The organism is Duganella sp. Dugasp78, from assembly GCF_059491455.1.
The window spans coordinates 3,261,566-3,282,384 of record NZ_CP168506.1 but is presented as its reverse complement, the minus strand read 5'-3'; the positions used below and the strand labels follow the sequence as shown (position 1 = coordinate 3,282,384).

Genomic DNA, 20,819 nt, shown 5'->3' with positions numbered 1-20,819 from the left:
GGCTTATTTCTTCCAGTATGAAAATTCCGATTCGTAGCAGACCGTTTCGATCTCCGCGATCTTGTCCTGCATCGCCGCCTGGGCGTCGAGGATGGCCTGATTGTAGACAGACGGGCCGATTTCACGCAAACAATAATCGAGCAGCAGACGCGCCTTCAGTTCGCCGACCTCCTCGTCCATGTTTTCGGCGCAGTAGCGCTGGATGGATCCCAGCAGGCGCTGCTCGACTTCCTTGTTCAGTTTGATGGCCATGCATTTCCTTTTTTATTGAATCCGACAACTTGTTGCGGCGCACTAATTCAGACTTTTTTTCCCAGGCGCATTGCGATATATCAAGATCCATTCAAATTGTGTCCATGCAGCATGTTTCCTTGTTGCGGGCTTTGCGACATAGCACAAAAAATAACTTTCCAAGCCCCACGTTCGCCGCTAGAATGGGTATATTGCAATGCATCATAATGCGCGCAGCGTGCACAGCGACACCGACATTTTAATCGTCTCAGGAGAAACCATGTCTTCGATCACCGAACAGTTTTCCGCAGCTACGAAGTCCCAGTTGGAAGCCCAATTCAAGATCTTCAACACGTTTGCCAGCACCGCCGTCGACAGCGCGGAAAAGGTCATCGCACTGAACATCAGCACCACCAAGGCTTCGGTGGAAAAATCGTCGGCTGCGGCCAAGAAGCTGCTCGAAGCCAAGGACCCGCGTGAATTCTTCAGCCTGAGCTCCGCCGAACCGGCCAGCTTCGACAAGCTGCTGGCCTATGGCCGCGAGCTGTACAGCATTGCCTCAGGCGCCCAGAACGAGCTGATCCAAAGCGCACAAAACACCCTCAAGCAAGTCACCGACCTGGCCGCCGCGCCGGTGACCGCGCTCAAGGCCAGCGTCAAGCCAGCCCCTGCGCCTGCTGCACCCGCCCCTGCCGCAGTGGCGCCGGTTGCCGTGGCGCCGGTCGCCAAACCGGTCGTGGCGGAGCCGCTAGTGGCCGTCGCCGAAGCCGCGACGCCGGCGGCCCACCAGACGGCCGCCGTGCCGAACGCCAAGGCCATGCCCAAACCGAAAGCCGCGCCGGTCGAAGAAGCTGCTGCACCGGTCGAAGTGAAGGTTGCCGCCGCCAAGCCCTCGTTCCCGGCGCCGCCTGCAAAGCCGGTGGTCGCCGCCGCCGACAGCAAACCGGAATTGAAGTCCGTGCCGTCCGCCAAAGCCAAGCCGACCGGCAAGCAGCTCGACATGCTGAGCAGCACCAAAGCCAAAAAATAAGCACCACCACCGTCATTCCCGCGCAGGCGGGAATCCATAGGCCGCGTGCGTGGCAAACTCCGTATGGATTCCCGCCTGCGCGGGAATGACGAGGTGCCGGGCACGTCCGGCTAGCATGTTGTATCCTAGCGCCCTACGCGCTATTTCGAGGCAACATGTCTACACTTTCCAGGCTGATCGGCGGCTTCGTCCGCCAGCACAGTCGCGCCTACGCCGTCTCCGGCGCCATGCTGGCCGGCGTGGCCATCCTCACCGTCTGGGTGCCGCGCAAGGTCGGCGCCATGATCGACGGCCTGGCCGCCCACACCTTGAGCGGCAACGCCCTGCTGATGCAAATCGGCTGGCTGCTGCTGACCGGCGCCGGCATCTACTTCCTGCGCGTCGGCTGGCGCCAGATCCTGTACGGCGCCGCCTACCAGCTGGGCGTGTCGCTGCGCACCCGCCTGTACACCCGCCTCACGGTGCAAGGCCCGGCCTTCTACCAGCGCCAGCGCACCGGCGACCTGATGGCGCTGGCCACCAACGATATCGACGCCATCGAAATGGCCGCCGGCGAAGCCATGTTGGCCGGCTTCGACGGCGCGCTGACGCTGGTGATGGTGCTGGGCGTGATGCTGCTCGGCGTCGACTGGCGCCTGGCCTGCATCGCGCTGCTGCCCTTCCCCTTGATGGGCTGGGCGTTCTGGTACATCTCCGGCCACATCCACACCGCCTCCACCGATTCGCTCAAGCGCTTCAGCGCCCTCAACGACCATGTGCAGGAAACCCTGTCCGGCGTGCGCACCCTGCGCGCGCTGGGACTGGAACAACGCAGCGCCCGGCAGTTCGGCGAGCTGGCGCAGCAGGCGTCCAACGCCAGCCTGCGCGCCCAGGTGTGGGAGGCGGCCTATGAACCGGCCGTCGGCCTGACCCTGACCGCCGCCGGCGGCCTGACCCTGGGCCTGGGCGGCTACCTGGTCTGGCAGCACCAGCTGACCATCGGCGCGCTGACCAGCTTCACCATGTACCTGGGCCAGCTGATCTGGCCGATGTTCGCCGCCGGCTGGGTGCTGTCGCTGATCGAACGCGGCCGCGCCGCCTGGCAGCGCCTGCAGCCGATGCTGGACGCGCCGCTGGCGATCGATGACCACGGCACGCTGGCCGCCGTGGCGCCGGGCCCGCTGTCGCTGCGCGACGTCAGCTACGCCTACCCGGGCCAGGGCGCGCCCGCGCTGAGCGGCATCACGCTGGAACTCAAGCCGGGCCAGACGCTGGGTCTGGTCGGCCCCACCGGCTGCGGCAAGTCGACCTTGCTGCGCGTGCTGCTGCGCCAGCTGACGCCGCAGTCGGGCAGCGTGCGCTGGAGCGGCCACGCGCTCGACGCCTACAAGCTGCACGCGCTGCGCGCCGCCATCAGCTGGGTGCCGCAGGAGTCCTTCCTGTTCTCCGCCTCGATCGCCGACAACATCGCGCTGGCGCGTCCCGGCGCCAGCCGCGCGCAGGTCGAGCACGCGGCCACGCTGGCCGCCATCCACGACGACATCCTGCAATTCGCGCAAGGCTACGACACCGAGGTCGGCGAGAAAGGCATCACCCTGTCCGGCGGCCAGCGCCAGCGCGTCGCCATCGCCCGCGCGCTGCTGGCCGATAACGACTTGCTGCTGCTGGACGATGCCCTCTCCGCCGTCGACACCGGCACCGAAACGCGCATCCTGCAGCACCTCGAGGAACTGCGCCAGGCCCGCAACGGCCGCAGCGCCGTCATCGCCAGCCACCGCCTGAGCGCGGTGGTCAACGCCGACCTGATCGTGGTGCTGCGCGACGGCCGCATCAGCGAAACCGGCAGCCACGAACAACTGCTGGAGCAGGACGGCTGGTATGCCAGCCAGTGGCGCTATCAACAATTGGAAGCCAGTCTCGATGCCCTCTAAGCCCGAACAGATCTCCGCGCGCCGCCAGACCTGGCAGGCGTTCTCCCTGCTGCGCCGGGCCGCCCTGCCCGACCAGCGCCACCTGGGCTGGGCCGTGCTGTGGCTGGTGCTGGCCGCGCTGCTGGAAGTGTCGGGCCCCATCATGGGCAAGGCGCTGATCGACGAGCATCTGCTGCCGCACCACCTGGACTGGCCGCGCATGGCCGGCCTGCTGGCCGGCGTGGTGGTCACCGGCTGGATCGCCAGCGGCCTGCGCTACCTGCAGCTGGTGCGCCTGTCCGGCCTGGCGATGCGCTCGGTGATGCGCCTGCGCGAGATGGTCTACACCCACGTGCTGCTGCTGCCGATGGCCTTCTTCGACCGCGCCATCACCGGCCAGCTGGTCTCGCGCGTGACCAACGACACCGAGGCCGTCAAGACCCTGTACATCCAGGTGCTGTTCGTGATGCTCGACTCCACCATCGTGCTGGTCGGCACGGTGGCGGCGATGGCCTGGCTGGACTGGCACCTGATGCTGATCGTGCTGGCGCTGCTGCCGGCGGTGCTGCTGATCGTCTGGCTGTACCAGCGCTGGAGCGCGCCGGCCGTGACGCGCGCCCGCGCGCTACGCAGCGACATCAACGGCCAGATGGCCGAGTCGATCGGCGGCATGAGCGTGCTGCAGGCGAACAACGCCGAGGCCCGCTTCGGCCAGCGCTTCGCCGCCACCAACCAGGACCACTACACAGCGCGCCTGGCCGAGCTGCGCGCCAACGCCTGGCTGCTGCGGCCGGCGCTGGACATGTTCAACATCATCCTGCTGGCGGCGGTGATCTACCTGTTCGGCCAGCGCGCGATGACGGCCGCCGAAGTGGGCATCCTGTACGCCTTCATCAGCTACCTGGCGCGCGTGATCGAGCCGCTGATCCAGATCACCATGCAGTTCAGCCAGCTGCAGCAATCGGTGGTGGCCACCGCGCGCGTGGCCACGCTGCTGGACGAGGCCACCGCCAGCGAGCACGCCGCCCGGGACCAGGAACACGACCACGGCCTGGCCACCGCGCGCGCCGCCGCCAACGACTCCGGCGCGCCGGCGGTCGCCATCCGCCACCTCAGCTTTGCCTACAACCAAGGCCAGGGCGTGCTGCACGACCTGTCGCTGGAGATCCCGCAGGGCGCTTTCGTGGGCATCGTCGGCCACACCGGCAGCGGCAAGTCCACCCTGCTGTCGCTGCTGCTGCGCTTTTATCCGGTGCGCCACGGCAGCATCGCCATCCACGGCATGCCGCTGGACGCCATCGCCAACGAGCGCTTCCGCGCCGAGGTGGGCCTGGTGCCGCAAGACCCCTTCCTGCTGGCCGCCTCGGCGCGCGAGAACATCGACATGGGGCGCGGCCTGACGCAGGCGCAGATCGAGGCGGCCGCCCGCGCCGCCCACGCGCACGACTTCATCGCCGCGCTGGAGCAAGGCTACGACACCGCGCTGGGCGAAGGCGGCTCGCGCCTGTCGGTGGGCCAGAAGCAGCTGATCGCCATCGCCCGCGCGCTGGCCGGCCGGCCGCGCATCCTGCTGCTGGACGAGGCCACCTCGCACATCGATTCGCAGACCGAGCAGGTCGTGCAGACCGCGCTGGACGAGCTGCGCGGCACGGTGACGGTGATCGCCATCGCCCACCGGCTGTCGACCATCCGCGACGCCGACCGCATCATCGTGCTCAACCACGGCCGCATCGCCGAGACCGGCCCGCACGAGCAGCTGATGCAGATAGACGGCGGCCTGTACCAGCGCCTCTACCTGCTGCAGCAACTGGCCGCCTAGCCTGCCGGTTCTGACAACATTGCCATACACTGCTATCTCATAGGAAACACTGTGTTCCCGAATGGAAAATTTTTCAGCGTTGCGGGCTTTCTCGCCTGCAACAGGAATATAATTGTCCAGACACTCTGCACGTGCAGTGGAACAACCGGGAGCGTCAGTTGGAAGGGATCAGAAATGGCAGGCGGCTAGTCCGCGCGGCACCGTGTGCCATCGCCGCCGCCGCGGCATTCGCCCTGGCGCCGGCTGTGGCCGACGACGGCCCGCCCACCCTGCATGCCCGCCTCCTCGACCTGCGCGAGCAAAGCCGCTTCGTCTCGTACAAGGCGCTGCCGCAGCTGCTCAAGCTGCAGGCGGAATCGGCCGGCGCGCCGCCAGCCGACCAGGCCGAGCTGCTCGACCAGCTGGCCCTGGCGAATACGCGCACCGGCCACAACGACGCCGCGCTGGCCGCCGCCGACCAGCTGATCGCCTACGGCAAATCGCTGCGCGACAACGCCATCGTCGCCAGGGGCCAGATGGCCAAGAGCTACGTGCTGTTCGACCTCGCCGACGTCAAGGCCGCGCACCAGCTGTCCTTCGACGCCGAACAATCCGCCGCCGCCAGCAGCGACCTGGCCGTGCGCTCGCAGGCCGCAGTCACCATCGGTCAGACCTACGCCATACTGGGCAACTTCCCCGCCGCGCTGGTCAAGCTGCAGAACGGCGTCGACCTGGCGCGCCAGGTGAACGGCGATCCGGTGATCCTGTTCGCCGCGCTCAACGTGCTGGTCGGGCTATACACGCAGATGAAGGAATACGACAAGGCCTCCGCCGCGCTGGAAGAGCTGCTGTCCTATACCGAGAAACTGCACTTGCCGGGCCGCATGGCGACCGCCAGGAATGCCGAATACATCCTGGCCATCAACGCCGGCCAGAACAAGCGCGCCCTGCGCGCGCTGCTGCAAAGCCTGGACCTGGCGCGCAAACTGGGCGCCGAGCGCATGATGGGCAGGGCCCTGGTCAACCTGTCCGACTGCTACCTCAAGGAGCACGACTATCCGCACGCGGTCCAGTATGCGAACGAATCGCTGCGCTACACCCAGCTGAGCAACAACAAAACGGTGGAAGCGATCGCGCGCGTCAACCTGGGCCAGGCCTACCTGGGCCTGGGCCGCGTCGCCGAGGGCAAGCAGCAATACGAAGTCGGCATGGCGCGCTACGAGCAGGAGAACAACAAACCCGACCTGCAGGCCACGCTGCGCGAATACGGCGAAGCGCTGGAGCGGGCGGGCGACCTGACCGGCGCAGTGTCGGCCTACCACCGCGAGCGCGCGCTGTCGAACGAGCTGTTTGAGAAACAGCGCCGCAAGGCGGTGCTGGAACTGCAAGAAAAATACGACACCGACAAGCGGCAGCGCCAGATCCAGCTGCTGAGCCAGGAGAACCAGGTCAAGGGCGTCGAGATCGAGAACCGCCGCCTGCAGCAGCGCGTGTGGTGGCTGCTGGCCCTGGTGTTCGGATTGGCGTCGATGGTGGTCGGGCTGTTGTACCGCAAGGTGCGCCGCGCCAACGCCCAGCTGGAGGTGAAGAACCTGGAGCTGAAGGCGCAGTCCACGCTCGATCCGCTCACCTGCCTGTACAACCGCCGCCACTTCCAGGACTACATGCGCGATCGGCTCCAGACTGGCCAGCCGCCGGTGGAGCAGCGCGCGCCGCACGGCGACGACGTCGTCGGCGCCCTGTTCCTGCTGGATGTCGACCACTTCAAGCACATCAACGATACCCACGGCCACGCCGCCGGCGACGCCGTGCTCAAGATGATCGCCGAGAACCTGCGCGTGGTGCTGCGCGAGACCGACATGATCGTGCGCTGGGGCGGCGAGGAGTTCCTGGCCTTCCTGCCGGCGCTGCCGCGCCACGGCGTCGACGAGGTCGCGCGCCGCATCCTGGCCGGCATCTCGGCGCAGGCCATCCGCTACCAGGAACAGGACATTTCGGTCAACGTCTCGATCGGCTTCGCGCCGTTCCCGCTGGCGCCGGCCGGCGCGCCGCTGCCGTGGGAGCGCGCGGTCAACCTGGTCGACATGGCGCTGTACCTGGCCAAGGCCAACGGCCGCAACCGTGCCTATGGCGTGCGCGGCTTCAACAACTTCCAGCACACCTCGATGGAACAGGTCGAGCAGGATCTGGAGGGCGCCTGGCGCGCCGGCTTCGTCGACCTGAGCGTGGTGCTCGGCGACGGGCAAGAGGCGCAGCCGGCCGGGTACGCCAACGTCGTCCGGCTCCAGCGCCAGTTGTAGGCGGCCGCCCGGCCTGCATCTTTCAACAACATTGCAAAACATTGCTATTCAAGTGGCAATATCGACCAGTTTATTGCCATTTCCGCTACGGATAGTGTGCATTTTTGTGTGAAAAATCGCGGTTTCACGGGCTTTCTCGTCTGCAACAAGAATATAATTGTCTAGACACTTTGCACGTGCAGTGGACAACCGGGAGCGTCAGTTGGCAGGGATCAGAAATGGCTGGTGGCTAGTCCGCGCGGGACCGCGTGTCATCGCGGCCGCCGTGGCACTCGCCGTGACGCCGGCGCCGGCCGCAGCCGACGCCGGCCCGTCCACCCTGCACGCCCGCATCCTCGACATCCGCGAACAAAGCCGCTTCGTGCCGGACAAGGCGCTGACCCAGCTGCTCAAGCTGCAGGCCGAAGCGGTCGGCGCGCCGCCGGCCGACCAGGCCGAGCTGCTCAACCAGCTGAGCGTGGCGAACCGGCGCGCCGGCCACAGCGACGCCGCCATGGCCGCCGCCGGCCAGCTGATCGCCTACGGTCTATCGCTGCACGACAACGCCATCGTCGCCAAAGGCCAGGTGGCCAAGAGCCGTGCGCTGTTCGACCGCGCCGACCTCGGCGCCGCGCACCAGCTGGCGTTCGACGCCGAAAAAGCCGCCGCCACCAGCAGCGACCTGGCCCTGCGCTCGCAGATCGCCGTCATCGTCGGCGAGACCTACGCCGAACAGGGCAACTTCCCGGCGGCGCTGATCAAGCTGCAGAACGCGGTCGACCTGGCGCGCCAGGTCAACGACGATCCGGTGATGCTGCCCACCGCGCTCAACGCGCTGGTCACGCTGTACACGCAGATGAAGGAATACGACAAGGCCACCGCCGCGCTGGAGGAGCTGCTGACCGAGAGCGAGAAGCTGCGCTCGCCGGGCCAGATGGCGGTCGCCAAGATCACCGAGTACGGCCTGGCCATCGATTCCGGCCAGCCCAAGCGCGCCCTGCGCGCGCTGCTGCAAAGCCTGGACCTGGAGCGCAAGCTGGGCGCCGAGCGCATGATCGGCATCACCCTGGTCAACCTGTCCGACAGCTATCTGAAGGAACACGACTATCCGCGCGCGGCCCAGTATGCCAACGAGTCGCTGCGCTCGACCCAGCTGACCAACGACAAGTCGACCGAGGCCACCGCGCGCGTCAACCTGGGCCAGGCCTACCTGGGCATGGGCCGCATCGCCGAGGGCAAGAAGCAGTACGAAGCCGGCATGGCGCGCTACGAGCAGGAGAACAACAAGCCCGACCTGCAGTCGGCCCTGCGCGAATACGGCGAGGCGCTGGAGCGCTCGGGCGACCTGGCCGGCGCGGTGTCGGCCTACCACCGCGAGCGCGCGCTGTCGAACGAGCTGTTTGAAAAGCAGCGCCGCCAGGCGGTGCTGGAGCTGCAGGAAAAATACGACACCGAGAAGAAGCAGCGCCAGATCCAGCTGCTGAGCCAGGAGAACCAGGTCAAGGGCGCCGAGATCGAGAACCGCCGCCTGCAGCAGCGCGTGTGGTGGCTGCTGGCCCTGGTGTTCGGGCTGGCGTCGATGGTGGTCGGCCTGCTGTACCGCAAGGTGCGCCACGCCAACGCCCAGCTGGAGGTGAAGAACCTGGAGCTGAAGGCGCAGTCCACGCTCGATCCGCTCACCTGCCTGTACAACCGCCGCCACTTCCAGGACTTCATGCGCGACTGCCTGCACACCGGCCTGCCGGTGCTGGACAAGCGCACCCTGCACGGCGACGACATCGTCGGCGCCCTGTTCCTGCTGGACGTCGACCACTTCAAGCACATCAACGACCGCTACGGCCACGCCGCCGGCGACGCCGTGCTCAAGATGATCGCCGAGAACCTGCGCGTGGTGCTGCGCGAGACCGACATGATCGTGCGCTGGGGCGGCGAGGAATTCCTGGCCTTCCTGCCGGCGCTGCCGCGCCACGGCGTCGACGAGGTGGCGCGCCGCATCCTGGCCGGCATCTCGGCGCAGGCCATCCGCTACCAGGAGCACGAGATTTCGGTGAATGTGTCGGTGGGCTTCTCGCCGTTCCCGCTGGCGCCGGCCGGCGCGCCGCTGCCGTGGGAGCGCGCGGTCAACCTGGTCGACATGGCGCTGTACCTGGCCAAGGCCCACGGCCGCAACCGCGCCTACGGCGTGCGCGGCTTCAACAACTTCCAGCACACCTCGATGGAACAGATCGAGCAGGATCTGGAGGGCGCCTGGCGGGCCGGCTTCGTCGACCTGAGCGTGGTGCTTGGCGGCGAGCAGGAACAGCGCCCGGCCGAACACAACAACGTGGTCCCGCTCAAGCGCCCGCCGCAGGAGACAGCGAAAGTCACACCTCAATAACTTTCCTAATTGCAACTGAAATATAATAAGCTGGGTTTTGGGGAATTTTCAAATCGTGGGGGCTAGTTGGCGGTGACGAAGCAAAAAAATCAATGGACACGGGCGCGCGCGCGGATGCGGCTGGCCGCCCTCCTGCTGGCGCTGGCGCCGGGGCCGGCGCTGGCGCTGTCCGAGCTCGACCAGCGTATCGCGGACCTGCGCGAGCAAAGCCGTCTCGATCCCGACAAGGCCCTGACCCAGCTGCTCGAACTGCAGCCGCGGATGGCCGCCGCGCCGCCCCAGACCCGCGCCGGGCGGCTGGTCCAGATCAGCACCACCCAGAGCTTCCTGCGCCGCTATGACGCGGCGCTGGCGACCGCCGACGAGCTCATCGCCGATGGCCGCGCGCAGCACGACGACGTCATCGTCGCCCAGGGCATGCGGGCCAAGGCGATCGCGCTGGCCGGCAGCGAGAAGGCCAACGAGGCCTACACGCTGGCGCTGCAGGCGGAAAAGCTGGCCTACACCACCAGCAGCAAGAGCGTGCAGGCGCAGGCCGCCACGACCGCCGGCTCGTTGAGCACGGCCCAGGGCAACTTCCTGACCGCGCTGGACCAGCTGCAGGCGGCGGTCCAGCTGGCGCGCCAGGAGACCGAGGACCCGGCCCTGCTGGCCGACGCGCTCGAGCAGCTGATCCTGCTCCACGTGCACACCCGCGAGCGCGACAAGGCCTACGCCGCGCTGGGCGAGCTGGAGAAGACAAGCGCGGCGCGGCCGACGCCGTCGCTGTCGGTCGACGCCAAATTCATGGAATACGTGGTGGAGCAGCGCTTCGGCCAGCCGCAGCGCGCGATGCAGGCGCTGCTGGAGAACCTGACGCTGCTGCGCAAGCTGGGCGCGCGGCGCCAGCTGGTCGCCATGCTGGTCAATATCTCCGACCTCTATCTGCGCCAGCACGACTACGCGCAGGCCGAGCGCTACGCGGCCGAGGGTTTGCAGGAGGCGATCGCCAACCAGGCCGTGCTGGGCGCGGCCAAGGCGCGCATGAACCTCGGCCACGCCTACCTGGGCCAGGGGCGCATCGCCGAAGGCAAGAAGACCTATGAGGCCGGCCTGTCCGCGCTCGACCAGAGCGGCCGCACCACCGATCTGCAGGAGGCGCTGATGGAATACGGCCAGGCGCTGGAACAGGCGGGCGAGATGGCGGCGGCGGTGCAGGCCTATCACCGCGAGCGCAAGCTGTCGGACGACATGGCCGAGACGCAGCGCCGCAAGTCCATACAGGAACTGCAGCAGAAGTACGAGACCGAGAAGAAGCAGCGCCAGATCGAGCTGCTGCGGCGCGAAAGCCAGGTCAAGGGCGCGGAGCTGGAGAACCGCCGCCTGCAGCAGCGCGTGTGGTGGCTGCTGGCCCTGGCATTCGCGCTGGCGTCGGGGGTGGTCGGCCTGCTGTACCGCAAGGTGCGCCACGCCAACGCCCGGCTGGAAGTGAAAAACATCGAGCTCAAGGCGCAGTCCACGCTCGATCCGCTCACCTGCCTGTACAACCGCCGCCACTTCCAGGACTATATGCGCGAACGCCTGCACGCCCAGGCGCCGGCGGACAAGCGCACGCCGCACGGCGACGACATCGTCGGCGCCCTGTTCCTGCTGGACGTCGACCACTTCAAGCACATCAACGACAGCTACGGCCACGCCGCCGGCGACGCCGTGCTCAAGATGATTGCCGAGAACCTGCGCGAGCTGCTGCGCGAGACCGACATGATCGTGCGCTGGGGCGGCGAGGAATTCCTGGCCTTCCTGCCGGCGGTCCCGCGCCACGGCGTGGACGAGGTCGCGCGCCGCATCCTGACCGGCATCTCGTCGCAGACCATCCGCTGCCAGGAGCAGGACATCTCGGTCAATGTCTCGGTCGGCTTCGCGCCCTTCCCGCTGGCGCCGGCCGGCGTGCCGCTGCCGTGGGAGCGCGCGGTCAACCTGGTCGACATGGCGCTGTACCTGGCCAAGTCGCACGGCCGCAACCGCGCCTACGGCGTGCGCGGTTTCGAGCACTTCCACCAGACCTCGATGGAGGCCATCGAGCAGGACCTGGAACGCGCCTGGCGCGCCGGCTTCGTCGACCTGAGCGTGGTGCTTGGCGGCGCGCCGGACCCGCAGCCCCCCGCCCCCTCCGAACACAGCAAAGGCGTGGTGCCCGGCACCACGGCGAAAGCGGGGCACTGATGGCCACGCGGACCGGCAGCCACGCCCGGCGGCCGACGCCGGCATGGTCGGGCGTGGCCGCCGCGCTGGTCGCCGCGTGCGTGGGCCTGGCGCCGGCGCCGGCGCTGGCCCGGTCGGCGACGGACCAGCGCCTGATCGAACTGCGCGACCAGCTGCGCATCTTCCCCGACACGGCGCTGGCGCGGCTGCTTGAACTGCAGCCCGGGATCGGCGCCGAACCGCCGCACACCCAGGCCGAACTGCTGGCCCAGATCAGCGCCGCGCGCGCCCGCCTGAACCAGCACGACGCGGCGGCGGCCATCGCCGCCCAGATCATCGCCAACGGGCGTACGCTGAACGACAACGCCATCGTCGTCACGGGACTGCTGGCGCAGGTGGCGGTGGCCAAGGAGCGCGACGACAGCAAGGCGATCCACCGCTATAGCTTCGAGGCGGAAAAGCTGGCGCTGCGCGCCGGCGACAAATCCCTGCTGGCCCAGGCCGAGCTGCAGGCCGGCGTCGCGCGCGCCGAACAGGGCGACTTCCCGGCGGCGCTGGCCACGGTGCAAGCGGCGATCAGCGCCGCGCGCGAGGTGGAAGGCGATCCCATGCCGCTGTTTCACGCGCTCAGGGCGCTGGCGCGCCTGCACGTCCAGACCAAGGACCGCGCCAAGGCCTACGCCACGCTGGACGAACTGACGGCGATGGCGGAAAAACAGCGGCTGCCGGTCCAGATGGTGCTGCTGAAAACCAGCGCCTACATCGTCAACGCCAACTTCGGCCAGCCCGAAAGCGCCCGCCGCGCGCTGCAGGAATGCCTGGCGATCGAACGCAGGCTGGGGGCCCGCTACTGGCTCCCCGCCACGCTCAACAACCTGGCCGACAGCTATCTGAAAGCGCACGACTACCCGCGCGCGGCGCAGTACGCGTCCGAGGCGCTGCGGGCGGCGAAAGGACTCAACTTCACCTCCAGCGACGCCACCGCGCACTCCAACCTGGGCCAGGCCTATCTGGGCATGGGGCGCCTCGCCGAAGGCAAAAAACAATTCGAGGCCAGCCTGGCGTGGTTCGAGCAGATCCAAAGCAAGCCCGACACCCAGAACCTGCTGCTGGAATACGGCCAGGCGCTGGAAGACGCCGGCGACATGACCGCGGCGATCCAGGCCTATCACCGCGAACGCGCCATCTCGAACGAGTTGTTCGAGTCCAAGCGGCGGCAGGCCGTGCTGGAGCTGGAGGAACAATACGCGGCCGACGAGAAGCTGCGCCAGATCGCGCTGCTGAGCCGCGATAACCGCATCAAGGATGTCGAACTCGACAACCGGCGCCTGGAACAGCGCCTGTGGTGGCTGCTGGCCCTGGTGTTCGGGCTGGCGTTGGCGGCCAGCGCCCTGCTGTACCGCAAGGTACGCCAGGCCAACGGGCGGCTGGAGACCAAGAACCGCAAGCTCAAGGCGCTGTCGATGCTCGATCCCCTGACGGCGCTGTACAACCGCCGCTACTTCCACGACACCATGCGCGGCCTGAACGCCGAAAGCCAGGCCAGCGCCGACAGCGTCGGCGCGCTGTTCCTGCTCGACGTCGACCACTTCAAGCAGATCAACGACCGCCACGGCCACGCCGCCGGCGACGCCGCGCTGAAGATGGTGGCCGAGAGCCTGCGCGTGGCGCTGCGCGAAACCGACATGATCGTGCGCTGGGGCGGCGAGGAATTCCTGGCCTTCCTGCCGGCCGTGCCGCGCGGGCGCGTCGATGAGGTGGCGCACCGCATTTTGCTGGGCGTCTCGTCGTCCACCATGCGCTATCAGGAGCAAGATATTTCGGTCAGCGTCTCGGTCGGCTTCGCGCCGTTCCCGCTGGCGCCGGCCGGCGTGCCGCTGACCTGGGAACGCGTGGTCAACCTGGCCGACAAGGCGCTGTACCTGGCCAAGACGAACGGCCGCAACCGCGCCTACGGCGTGCGCGCCTTCAACAACGTCGGGGCCGCCTCGCTGCAGGCGGTCGAGCAGGATCTGGAACGCGCCTGGCGCGACGGCCTGGTCGATCTGAGCGTGGTGGTGGGCGAGGCGCCGGCCTCCCGGCCGCCCTCGCCGAAGGAGCATGGCGCCGAGGCGCCGGTCCGGCAGGGCGGCGCCGGCCGCTGACGCGATGCCCTGGGCGGCGCGGCGGCGGGTCCCGGCCAGTCCCGGCCTATTTGGCCGGCGCGCTGGACTCGCGTTCGCGGGCTTTTTCCTGCATCTTTTCGCCGGCCTGCTCCAGCTTCTTGCCGGCTGCCTCGGTGGCCTCGTTCAGCTTGTCGCCGGCGGCCTCGGTGGCCTTGTTGATTTGCTGGCTGGTTTCCTTGGCGGCGTCGGTGATCTGCTGGTTGGCCTGCTGCGCGGCCTCGGTCAGCTGGCGGCCGGCCTTGTCGGTGGCCTGGTCGAGCTTGCGGCCCGCCGTCTCGGCCGGACCGGGAGTGGATTCATCCTTCTTCTGGCAGCCGCCCAGCAGCGCCAGCGCCACCAAAGCGGCGGCCGCGCCGCGTACTGTCGTCATCGTCGTCATTACCGTCTCCTCAGGGAAGCAAATATTGCCGACAGCATACAACGCCCCGCCTCCGCGCAGCGCACGGCAGGCGGCTCTGTCAGGTAATTTTCTTGGGCGGGGGCGGCGGCGCGAAGACGATGTTTTCCGATTCCGGCGCGCCATCGAGCGCGTCGGACACCTCCAGCCACTTCATCAGCTTTTCCATGCGGCGGATCAGGATGCCCTTGCTGCTGATGTAGCCCACCTGCTCGAAGTTCTCGGGCCGGCTCACCATCTTGGAGACGGTGGGCAGGTTCTCCGCCAGGCGCTCGAAGGCCTTGCGCGCCTTCTGCTCCCATTTGGCCAGGTTGGCCTCGTTGAAGCGGTTGCTCTCGTAGTAGATGGTCAGCGTGCGGTCGTGGTTGCCGAAGCCGACAATGGCCGCACCCTTGCGCACCGTCTCCAGCACGTCGTCCTTGATGTTCGCGGTAGGCACGAACAACGCCGCGCGGCCGGTGGCATCCGGTCGTTCCAGCGGCAAATCCTGTCCCATTATTACGCTCATCACGCTTCCCGTTGTCTCTGCCGGAGTTGCTGCTAGGCTATATTTGTGATTCTATATCGCGTCCCAGCCCAATACAAGGAGAAACCGCGCCGGCGTGGCGCCACGGATAATAGGCGGCTTCTGCCTTTATAATGCGGGCTGATCCCTTTTTACCGCCGCGCCATGACGTTGTCCCCCAAGCCCGCCCCAGAAATCTCCCGCTTCGGCGCCATCCCCGAGCACGCGGTCGATACGGCAGAGCGCAATGTGCGCGACACGCTGGCCGTGGCCATCGGCCACGCCGCCCCGCAGGCGGCGCTGATCGTCTACGACACCCGCAGCGACCTCAATCGCGCCCTGACCGAAGCCTACCGCCGCGTGGTGCCGGACGCCGGCTTCGTCGATTTCGACAGCACCACGCCGGAGCAGGTGCTGGCCGCCTTCGCCCGCATGCACGCCGGCGACCTGGTGGTGCTGATCCAGTCGACCAGCTTCCGGCTGGAAGCCTTCCGCATCCGCATCGAATTGTTCAAGCGCGGCCTGAAGGTGATCGAGCACGTGCACCTGTCGCGCATGCCGGGCGAACAGGGGCTGCACTACATCGCCTCGCTGGCCTACGACCCGGCCTACTACCGCGGCGTCGGCCACGCGCTCAAGGCGCGCATCGACAGCGCGCGGCACGGCGCGGTCGACAGCGGCAACGGCGAGCGCCTGGTGTTCGGCTCGCCGTTCGAATCGGCCAAGCTCAATATCGGCGACTACAGCGGCATGAACAACATCGGCGGCCAGTTCCCGCTGGGCGAGGTGTTCACCGAGGCGCGCGACCTGGAGGCGGTCAACGGCCGCGTGCGGATTTTCGTGTTCGGCGACACCTCGTTCATGGTCAACAAGCCCGAGACGCCGGTCACGCTGATCGTCGAAAAGGGCCGCGTGGTGGGCGCCGACAACGCCACGCCGGAATTCGACAACATGCTGGCCATCATCCGCGCGCACGAGGGCGAGGTGTGGCTGCGCGAACTGGGCTTCGGCATGAACCGCGCCTTCTCGCGCGACCGCATGGTCAACGACATCGGCACCTTCGAGCGCATGTGCGGCATCCACCTGTCGCTGGGCGCCAAGCACGGCGTGTACGCCAAGCCGCAATTCAAGCGCAAGGAGGCGCGCTACCACGTCGACGTGTTCGCGCTGACCGAGGCGGTCTACCTCGACGACGAGCTGGTCTACCGCGACGGCGCCTGGCAGGTGGCCGCGGCCTAGAAAGCCAGCAAACCGGCGGCGACCAGCTCCCGGTCCCACGGCGGCACCGGCTGGTATTCGGCCACCAGGAAATCGATCAGCGCCCGCACCTTGGCCGACGGTTGCCGGCTGGCCGGATACAGCGCGCTCAGATGGTTGAGCGGCAGCTCCCAGTCGGCCAGCACCGGCACCAGCGAGCCCTCCATCAGCGCGCGCCACGCCAGGAAGGTGGTGTTGTAGACGATGCCCAGCCCGCGCTGCGCCGCCTGCTGCAACACCAGTCCGTTGTTGGCCGTGAACGCCGCCTGCACCCGCACCGACTGCCGCTCCTCGCCGCGCGCGAAGTGCCACTGCGTGCCGTCGGTCAGATGGCTGAAATGCAGGCAGCGGTGCTGATGCAGATCCTGCGGCGCCTGCGGCACGCCGTAACGCGCCAGATACGCCGGCGACGCGCACAGCACGCCGCGGCAAGGCGCCAGCGTGCGCATGGCCAGCGCATGCACGTCCGGGATGCCGCCCACCCGTATCGTCAAATCGAAGCCGTGCTCGATCGGATCGAGCAGCGCGTCGTCCACGTACAGCAAGGGAGAGAGCTGCGGATGCGGCAGGCTGAATCGCGCCACCGCGTCGGCCAGCCACTCGCTGCCGAAACTGGACGGCGCCTGGATCCGCAAGGGCCCCGCCAGTTCGGCGCCGGCCTGGGTGGCCTGGCTGAGCGCCCGCGCCGCCTCCTGCGACTGCACCACCGTCGCCATGCACGGCGCCAGATAGGCCTGGCCGGCGTCGGTCAAGCTCACCTCGCGGGTCGAGCGGTGCAGCAGGCGCGCCTGCAGCTTGTCCTCCAGCTGCAGGATATGCTTGCTGACCATGGCGCGCGTCAGCCCCAGGCGGCGGCCCGCCTCGCTGAAGCTGCGCAGCCGCGCCACCTCGATAAAAATCTCCATCGCGCGTAATTGATCCATATCACATTGTCTTCATTTTGGAGACAATGTGTCAACCCTTTGCGGATTGTCCGGCGCCGGGGCGCACCCTACAATGGCACATCGATTCCCGCCCTATGGAGCCCGCCATGCTGACAGACGCACAGAAACAACAATATCAACGCGATGGCTACATCATCCTGCCCAACTTCAAGACGCCGCAGGAGATCGCCGCGCTGCGCGCACGGGCGGCGCAGATTGTCAATGAATTCGACCCGAACGCCAAAAGCGGCATCTTCAGCACCATCGAGCAGGAAAAGACCACCGACGACTACTTCCTCGGCTCCGACAACACGGTGCGCTGCTTCTTCGAGGAAGAGGCCTTCGGTCCGGACGGCCAGCTGAAACAGGACAAGTCGCTGTCGATCAACAAGATCGGCCACGCCATGCACGACCGCGACCCGGTGTTCCGCGCCTTCTCCACCGACGTGCGGCTGGCCGCCGTGGCGCGCGACCTGGGCCTGGCGGACGCCCAGGTGTGGCAGTCGATGTACATCTTCAAGCAGCCCGGCATCGGCGGCGAGGTGCGCTGGCACCAGGACGCCACCTACTTCGACACCGACCCGATCAGCGTCACCACCTTCTGGTTCGCGCTGGAAGACGCCACGCTGCAAAACGGCTGCATGTGGGCCGAGCCGGGCGGCCATCGCGGCCCGATGCGCGAGCGCTTCCTGCGCAACGGCGACGAGGTGCACATGGAAAAGCTGAGCGACCTGCCCTGGCCCGACGACAGCACCGCCGTGCCGCTCGAATGCAAGGCCGGTAGCCTGGTATGCTTCCACGGCCTGCTGCCGCACTACAGCGCGCCGAACCGCTCGACCGTCTCGCGCCACGCCTACACGCTGCACGTGACCGACGGCGCCACCGAATACTCGCCGCAGAACTGGATCCAGCGCGACGCCGCCTTCCCGGTACGCGGCTTCCTTTAACGTCGTTCCCGCGCACGCGGGAACCCATACAGAGCTTGAACGCACGCGGCAGGCTGACCATCCCTATGCAAATTCAGATTTTCGCCGCCCACTGGGGCAACAACGAACTGGCGCCGCAGGTCTTCATCGACCGCGTCAGGCAGGCCGGCTTCGACGGCATCGAAATGTCGCTGCCGCTGGACGCCGCCGCCCGCGAGGACTGGACCGGCCGCATCGCCGCCGCCGGCCTGGGGCTGATCGCCGCCCAGTGGGAGACGGTGTTCCACCCGACCTTCGAGCCGCACCGCGCGGCGCTGGCCGAACTGCTGCACAACGCCTGCGCCGCCAGGCCGCTGCACGTCAACTCGCACACCGGCAAGGACTACTTCACGCCGGCGCAGAACCGCGAACTGCTGGAACTGGCGGCCGCCATCTCGCGCCAGCACGGCGTGCCCATCGTGCATGAGATCCACCGCAGCCGTTTCAGCGGCCACCCGATGCTGCTGCTGCCCTACCTGCAGCAGATGCCGGAGCTGCAACTGACGGCCGACCTGTCGCACTGGTGCTGCGCCTGCGAATCGCTGCTGGAGGACCAGCCGCACACGCTGGCCGCGACGCTGCCGCACGTGCGCCACATCCACGCCCGCGTCGGTCACCAGCAAGGGCCGCAGGTGGCCGACTTCCGCGCGCCGGAATCGCAGCCCGCGCTGGAGGCGCACCTGTCGTGGTGGGATGAAGTGATACGGCTGCGGCGCGCCGCCGGCGCCCCGCGCATGACGCTGACGCCGGAATTCGGCCCGGTGCCGTACACGCAAACGCTGCCCTACACGCAGAAGGAAATCTCCAACGCCTGGGAGCTGAACGTGGCCATGCTGGAACTGCTGCGCCGCCGCTACCGCTGAGACCTGCAGCGCTAAGCCAGCGGCAGCCCCGGCTCCGGCGGCGCGCCTTCGGGCGCCCGCATCGGCAGCACCAGCGTGACGGTGGTGCCCTGGCCGGGTTCGGATTCGACCCGTATCGTCCCGCGCAGCATGCCGGTGACAATGTTATAAACGATATTCATCCCCAGCCCCGAACCGCCCTGCCCCAGCTTGGTGGTGAAGAAGGGATCGAAGACCTTGTGCAGCGTGCCGGCCGACATGCCGACGCCGTTGTCGGCAAAGGTCAGCCTGACCGTGTCCACCGCCTCGCGCCGCGCCTCGATCACGATGGTGCCGCCATCGCGGCCGTCGAAGCCGTGCAGCAGCGCATTGCCGATCAAATTGCTCAGCACCTGGCTCAAGCTGCCCGGATAGGAATCGAACTCCAGCCCAGGCGGCACGTCGACATGCACCTCGCAGCTGCTGCGCCGCAGCTGCGCCGCGTAGGTGGCCAGCGTGTCGTGCACCACCTCGTCGAGCCGGAAGCGGCGCCGCTGGCCGCTGGCCTGGTCCACCGCCACCTGCTTGAAGGAGGTGATCAGGTCGGCCGCCCGCGTCAGCGAGCTGCCCATGATGTCGCAGGCCTTGCGGGCGTCGCTCAGGTGCGCCTCCAGCACCGAGCGTTTCAGGCCGCCGTCGGCGGCCAGCCGCCGCTCGAAGTCGCGCACCATGTCGCTCAAGGCGCTGGCGGTCAGCAGGCTGTTGCCGATCGGCGTATTCAGTTCGTGCGCCACGCCGGCCACCAGCGCGCCCAGCGACGCCATCTTCTCCGACGTCAGCAGATTGGTCTGCGCCTGCTTCAGCGTTTCCGCCACCCGCGACAGATCGCTGCGCGCCTGCTCCACATTGCTCTTCTGCCGTTCCAGTTCGGCCAGGCTGTATTCCAGTCCGTGCTTGGCGTCGATCACGCGCCGGGTCGACACCAGCAAGGCCGCGATCAGCGCGCTGATGATGACGCCGGCCACGCTGATCAACAGCACCGGCAGCGGCGAACTGCTGTAGCGCGCGCCGCCATAGCCCTCGATGCGCAACTGCCAGCGGCGCTGCCCCACCACCAGCGTCTTCTGCGACGTCAACCCTTCCAGCTGGGCGCCGTGCGGCTGGCGGCCCGCGGCCTGGCCGGCGCTGTCGTAGAGCAGCGAGTCGGCGCTGGATGGCTGGGGGTCCTGGATGTCGTAGTAACCGTCATCGTCGATGCGCACGCGCAGATGCTCCAGCAGCGACGCGTCGATCACTTCGCGCATCAGCGTGTTGACGCGGAAAACGATGGCGACAAAACCGAACAGCGCGTCCTGCCGCTGCGCCGCCGTCTGCAAAGGCAGGCCGGCGCGGTAGAGCGGCGCGCGCGCCACGAAACCCGGCTGGCCGCTGGCGTCCTGCACCAGCGTGATGCGCTCGGTGACGACGATCTCGCCGGTGTCGCGGCCCAGCTCCAGCGCCTTCAGGTGCGGCGGCAGCGCGCCCAGGTCCAGGCCGAAGGCGCTCTCGTTGCCCTTCAGCGGTTCGGTGTATTCGATGATGTAGTGCGGGCTGCGGGCGCTGGCCGGATGCACCTGGAAATCCGGATAGCCGCCGGCCGCGATGGCGGTGTCGCCCCTGACGGCGGCGCTGAACGCGGCCAGCTGCGCCTCCGGCACCACCCGCACGAACTGGATCGCCTGGAAGCCGGGATAGCGCCGGTCCAGCTTGAGCTCCGCCACGAAGCGGTGAAAACGCCCGCGGTCGATGCGGTCCTCCATCGCGTACATGCCCTTGATACCAAGCAGCACGTCGAAATACGTTTGCAGCCGCACCTCGGCGTCGCGCGCCACCTTCTCGGCATCGCGCTGGAAGTTCGCCTGCACCTGCTGGCGCTGCGTCACGATCACCACATAGCAGATCGCGGCCGTGAAAAAAACGCCAAGTATGAACGCCAGGTAGCCGCGCGATCGTTTCATAGGG

General features: G+C 67.7%; 15 protein-coding genes. 10 read left to right on the top strand and 5 right to left on the bottom strand.

Annotated elements, in window-relative coordinates; genetic code table 11:
• Nucleotides 1-3 precede the first annotated feature (3 nt).
• Nucleotides 4-252: a DUF2164 domain-containing protein gene (locus ACEN9O_RS14580; protein ID WP_495618239.1), complete on the bottom strand. Its 249-nt coding sequence runs from the start codon at nt 250-252 to the stop codon at nt 4-6.
• Nucleotides 253-511: 259 nt separating this feature from the next.
• Between ACEN9O_RS14580 and ACEN9O_RS14575 the strand changes: the two genes are divergently transcribed.
• The 7 genes from ACEN9O_RS14575 (at nt 512) to ACEN9O_RS14545 (ending at nt 13,929) form a co-directional block, all read left to right on the top strand.
• Nucleotides 512-1,261, top strand: coding sequence for a phasin family protein (locus tag ACEN9O_RS14575; protein ID WP_495618238.1), 750 nt, complete (start codon nt 512-514; stop codon nt 1,259-1,261).
• Between the two features lie 155 nt (nt 1,262-1,416).
• Complete coding sequence (locus ACEN9O_RS14570) at nt 1,417-3,171, top strand: ABC transporter ATP-binding protein (RefSeq protein ID WP_495618237.1); 1,755 nt, start codon at nt 1,417-1,419, stop codon at nt 3,169-3,171.
• Nucleotides 3,161-4,969 carry an ABC transporter ATP-binding protein gene (locus ACEN9O_RS14565; protein ID WP_495618236.1) on the top strand — a complete coding sequence of 603 codons (1,809 nt, stop codon included), beginning with the start codon at nt 3,161-3,163 and terminating at the stop codon, nt 4,967-4,969. The genes ACEN9O_RS14570 and ACEN9O_RS14565 overlap by 11 nt, the downstream gene beginning before the upstream one ends.
• Nucleotides 4,970-5,127: 158 nt before the next feature.
• Nucleotides 5,128-7,248: a tetratricopeptide repeat-containing diguanylate cyclase gene (locus ACEN9O_RS14560; RefSeq protein ID WP_495618235.1), complete on the top strand. Its 2,121-nt coding sequence runs from the start codon at nt 5,128-5,130 to the stop codon at nt 7,246-7,248.
• A 493-nt stretch (nt 7,249-7,741) separates the two neighbouring features.
• Nucleotides 7,742-9,604: a tetratricopeptide repeat-containing diguanylate cyclase gene (locus ACEN9O_RS14555; protein ID WP_495618475.1), complete on the top strand. Its 1,863-nt coding sequence runs from the start codon at nt 7,742-7,744 to the stop codon at nt 9,602-9,604.
• A gap of 72 nt (nt 9,605-9,676) precedes the next feature.
• Complete coding sequence (locus tag ACEN9O_RS14550; RefSeq protein WP_495618234.1) at nt 9,677-11,806, top strand: GGDEF domain-containing protein; 2,130 nt, start codon at nt 9,677-9,679, stop codon at nt 11,804-11,806.
• The gene (locus ACEN9O_RS14545; RefSeq protein WP_495618233.1) at nt 11,806-13,929 is read left to right on the top strand and encodes a tetratricopeptide repeat-containing diguanylate cyclase; all 2,124 of its coding nucleotides are present in this window, start codon (nt 11,806-11,808) and stop codon (nt 13,927-13,929) included. Before ACEN9O_RS14550 ends, ACEN9O_RS14545 begins: the two co-directional genes overlap by 1 nt.
• 46 nt (nt 13,930-13,975) lie before the next feature.
• On the opposite strand, the gene ACEN9O_RS14540 is transcribed toward ACEN9O_RS14545, so the two are convergent.
• Nucleotides 13,976-14,329, bottom strand: coding sequence for a F0F1 ATP synthase subunit B family protein (locus ACEN9O_RS14540; RefSeq protein WP_495618232.1), 354 nt, complete (start codon nt 14,327-14,329; stop codon nt 13,976-13,978).
• Nucleotides 14,330-14,408: 79 nt separating this feature from the next.
• Entirely contained in the window at nt 14,409-14,855 is a 447-nt protein-coding gene (locus tag ACEN9O_RS14535) for a hypothetical protein (RefSeq protein WP_495618231.1), read from the bottom strand.
• 162 nt (nt 14,856-15,017) lie between these two features.
• Between ACEN9O_RS14535 and ACEN9O_RS14530 the strand changes: the two genes are divergently transcribed.
• Nucleotides 15,018-16,091, top strand: coding sequence for a M29 family metallopeptidase (locus ACEN9O_RS14530; RefSeq protein ID WP_495618230.1), 1,074 nt, complete (start codon nt 15,018-15,020; stop codon nt 16,089-16,091).
• Here the strand turns inward: ACEN9O_RS14530 and ACEN9O_RS14525 are convergent.
• A complete protein-coding gene (locus ACEN9O_RS14525; RefSeq protein WP_495618229.1) occupies nt 16,088-17,032 on the bottom strand; it encodes a LysR family transcriptional regulator in 945 nt (314 codons plus the stop codon). The genes ACEN9O_RS14530 and ACEN9O_RS14525 overlap by 4 nt on opposite strands.
• Nucleotides 17,033-17,139: 107 nt before the next feature.
• Here ACEN9O_RS14525 and ACEN9O_RS14520 point away from each other — a divergent pair, with 107 nt between their 5' ends.
• The gene (locus tag ACEN9O_RS14520) at nt 17,140-17,979 is read left to right on the top strand and encodes a phytanoyl-CoA dioxygenase family protein (RefSeq protein WP_495618228.1); all 840 of its coding nucleotides are present in this window, start codon (nt 17,140-17,142) and stop codon (nt 17,977-17,979) included.
• A 65-nt stretch (nt 17,980-18,044) separates the two neighbouring features.
• Entirely contained in the window at nt 18,045-18,860 is an 816-nt protein-coding gene (locus tag ACEN9O_RS14515) for a sugar phosphate isomerase/epimerase (RefSeq protein ID WP_495618227.1), read from the top strand.
• Nucleotides 18,861-18,871: 11 nt separating this feature from the next.
• Here the strand turns inward: ACEN9O_RS14515 and ACEN9O_RS14510 are convergent, their stop codons facing one another.
• A complete protein-coding gene (locus tag ACEN9O_RS14510; RefSeq protein ID WP_495618226.1) occupies nt 18,872-20,815 on the bottom strand; it encodes a CHASE domain-containing protein in 1,944 nt (647 codons plus the stop codon).
• Between the last annotated feature and the right edge of the window lie 4 nt (nt 20,816-20,819).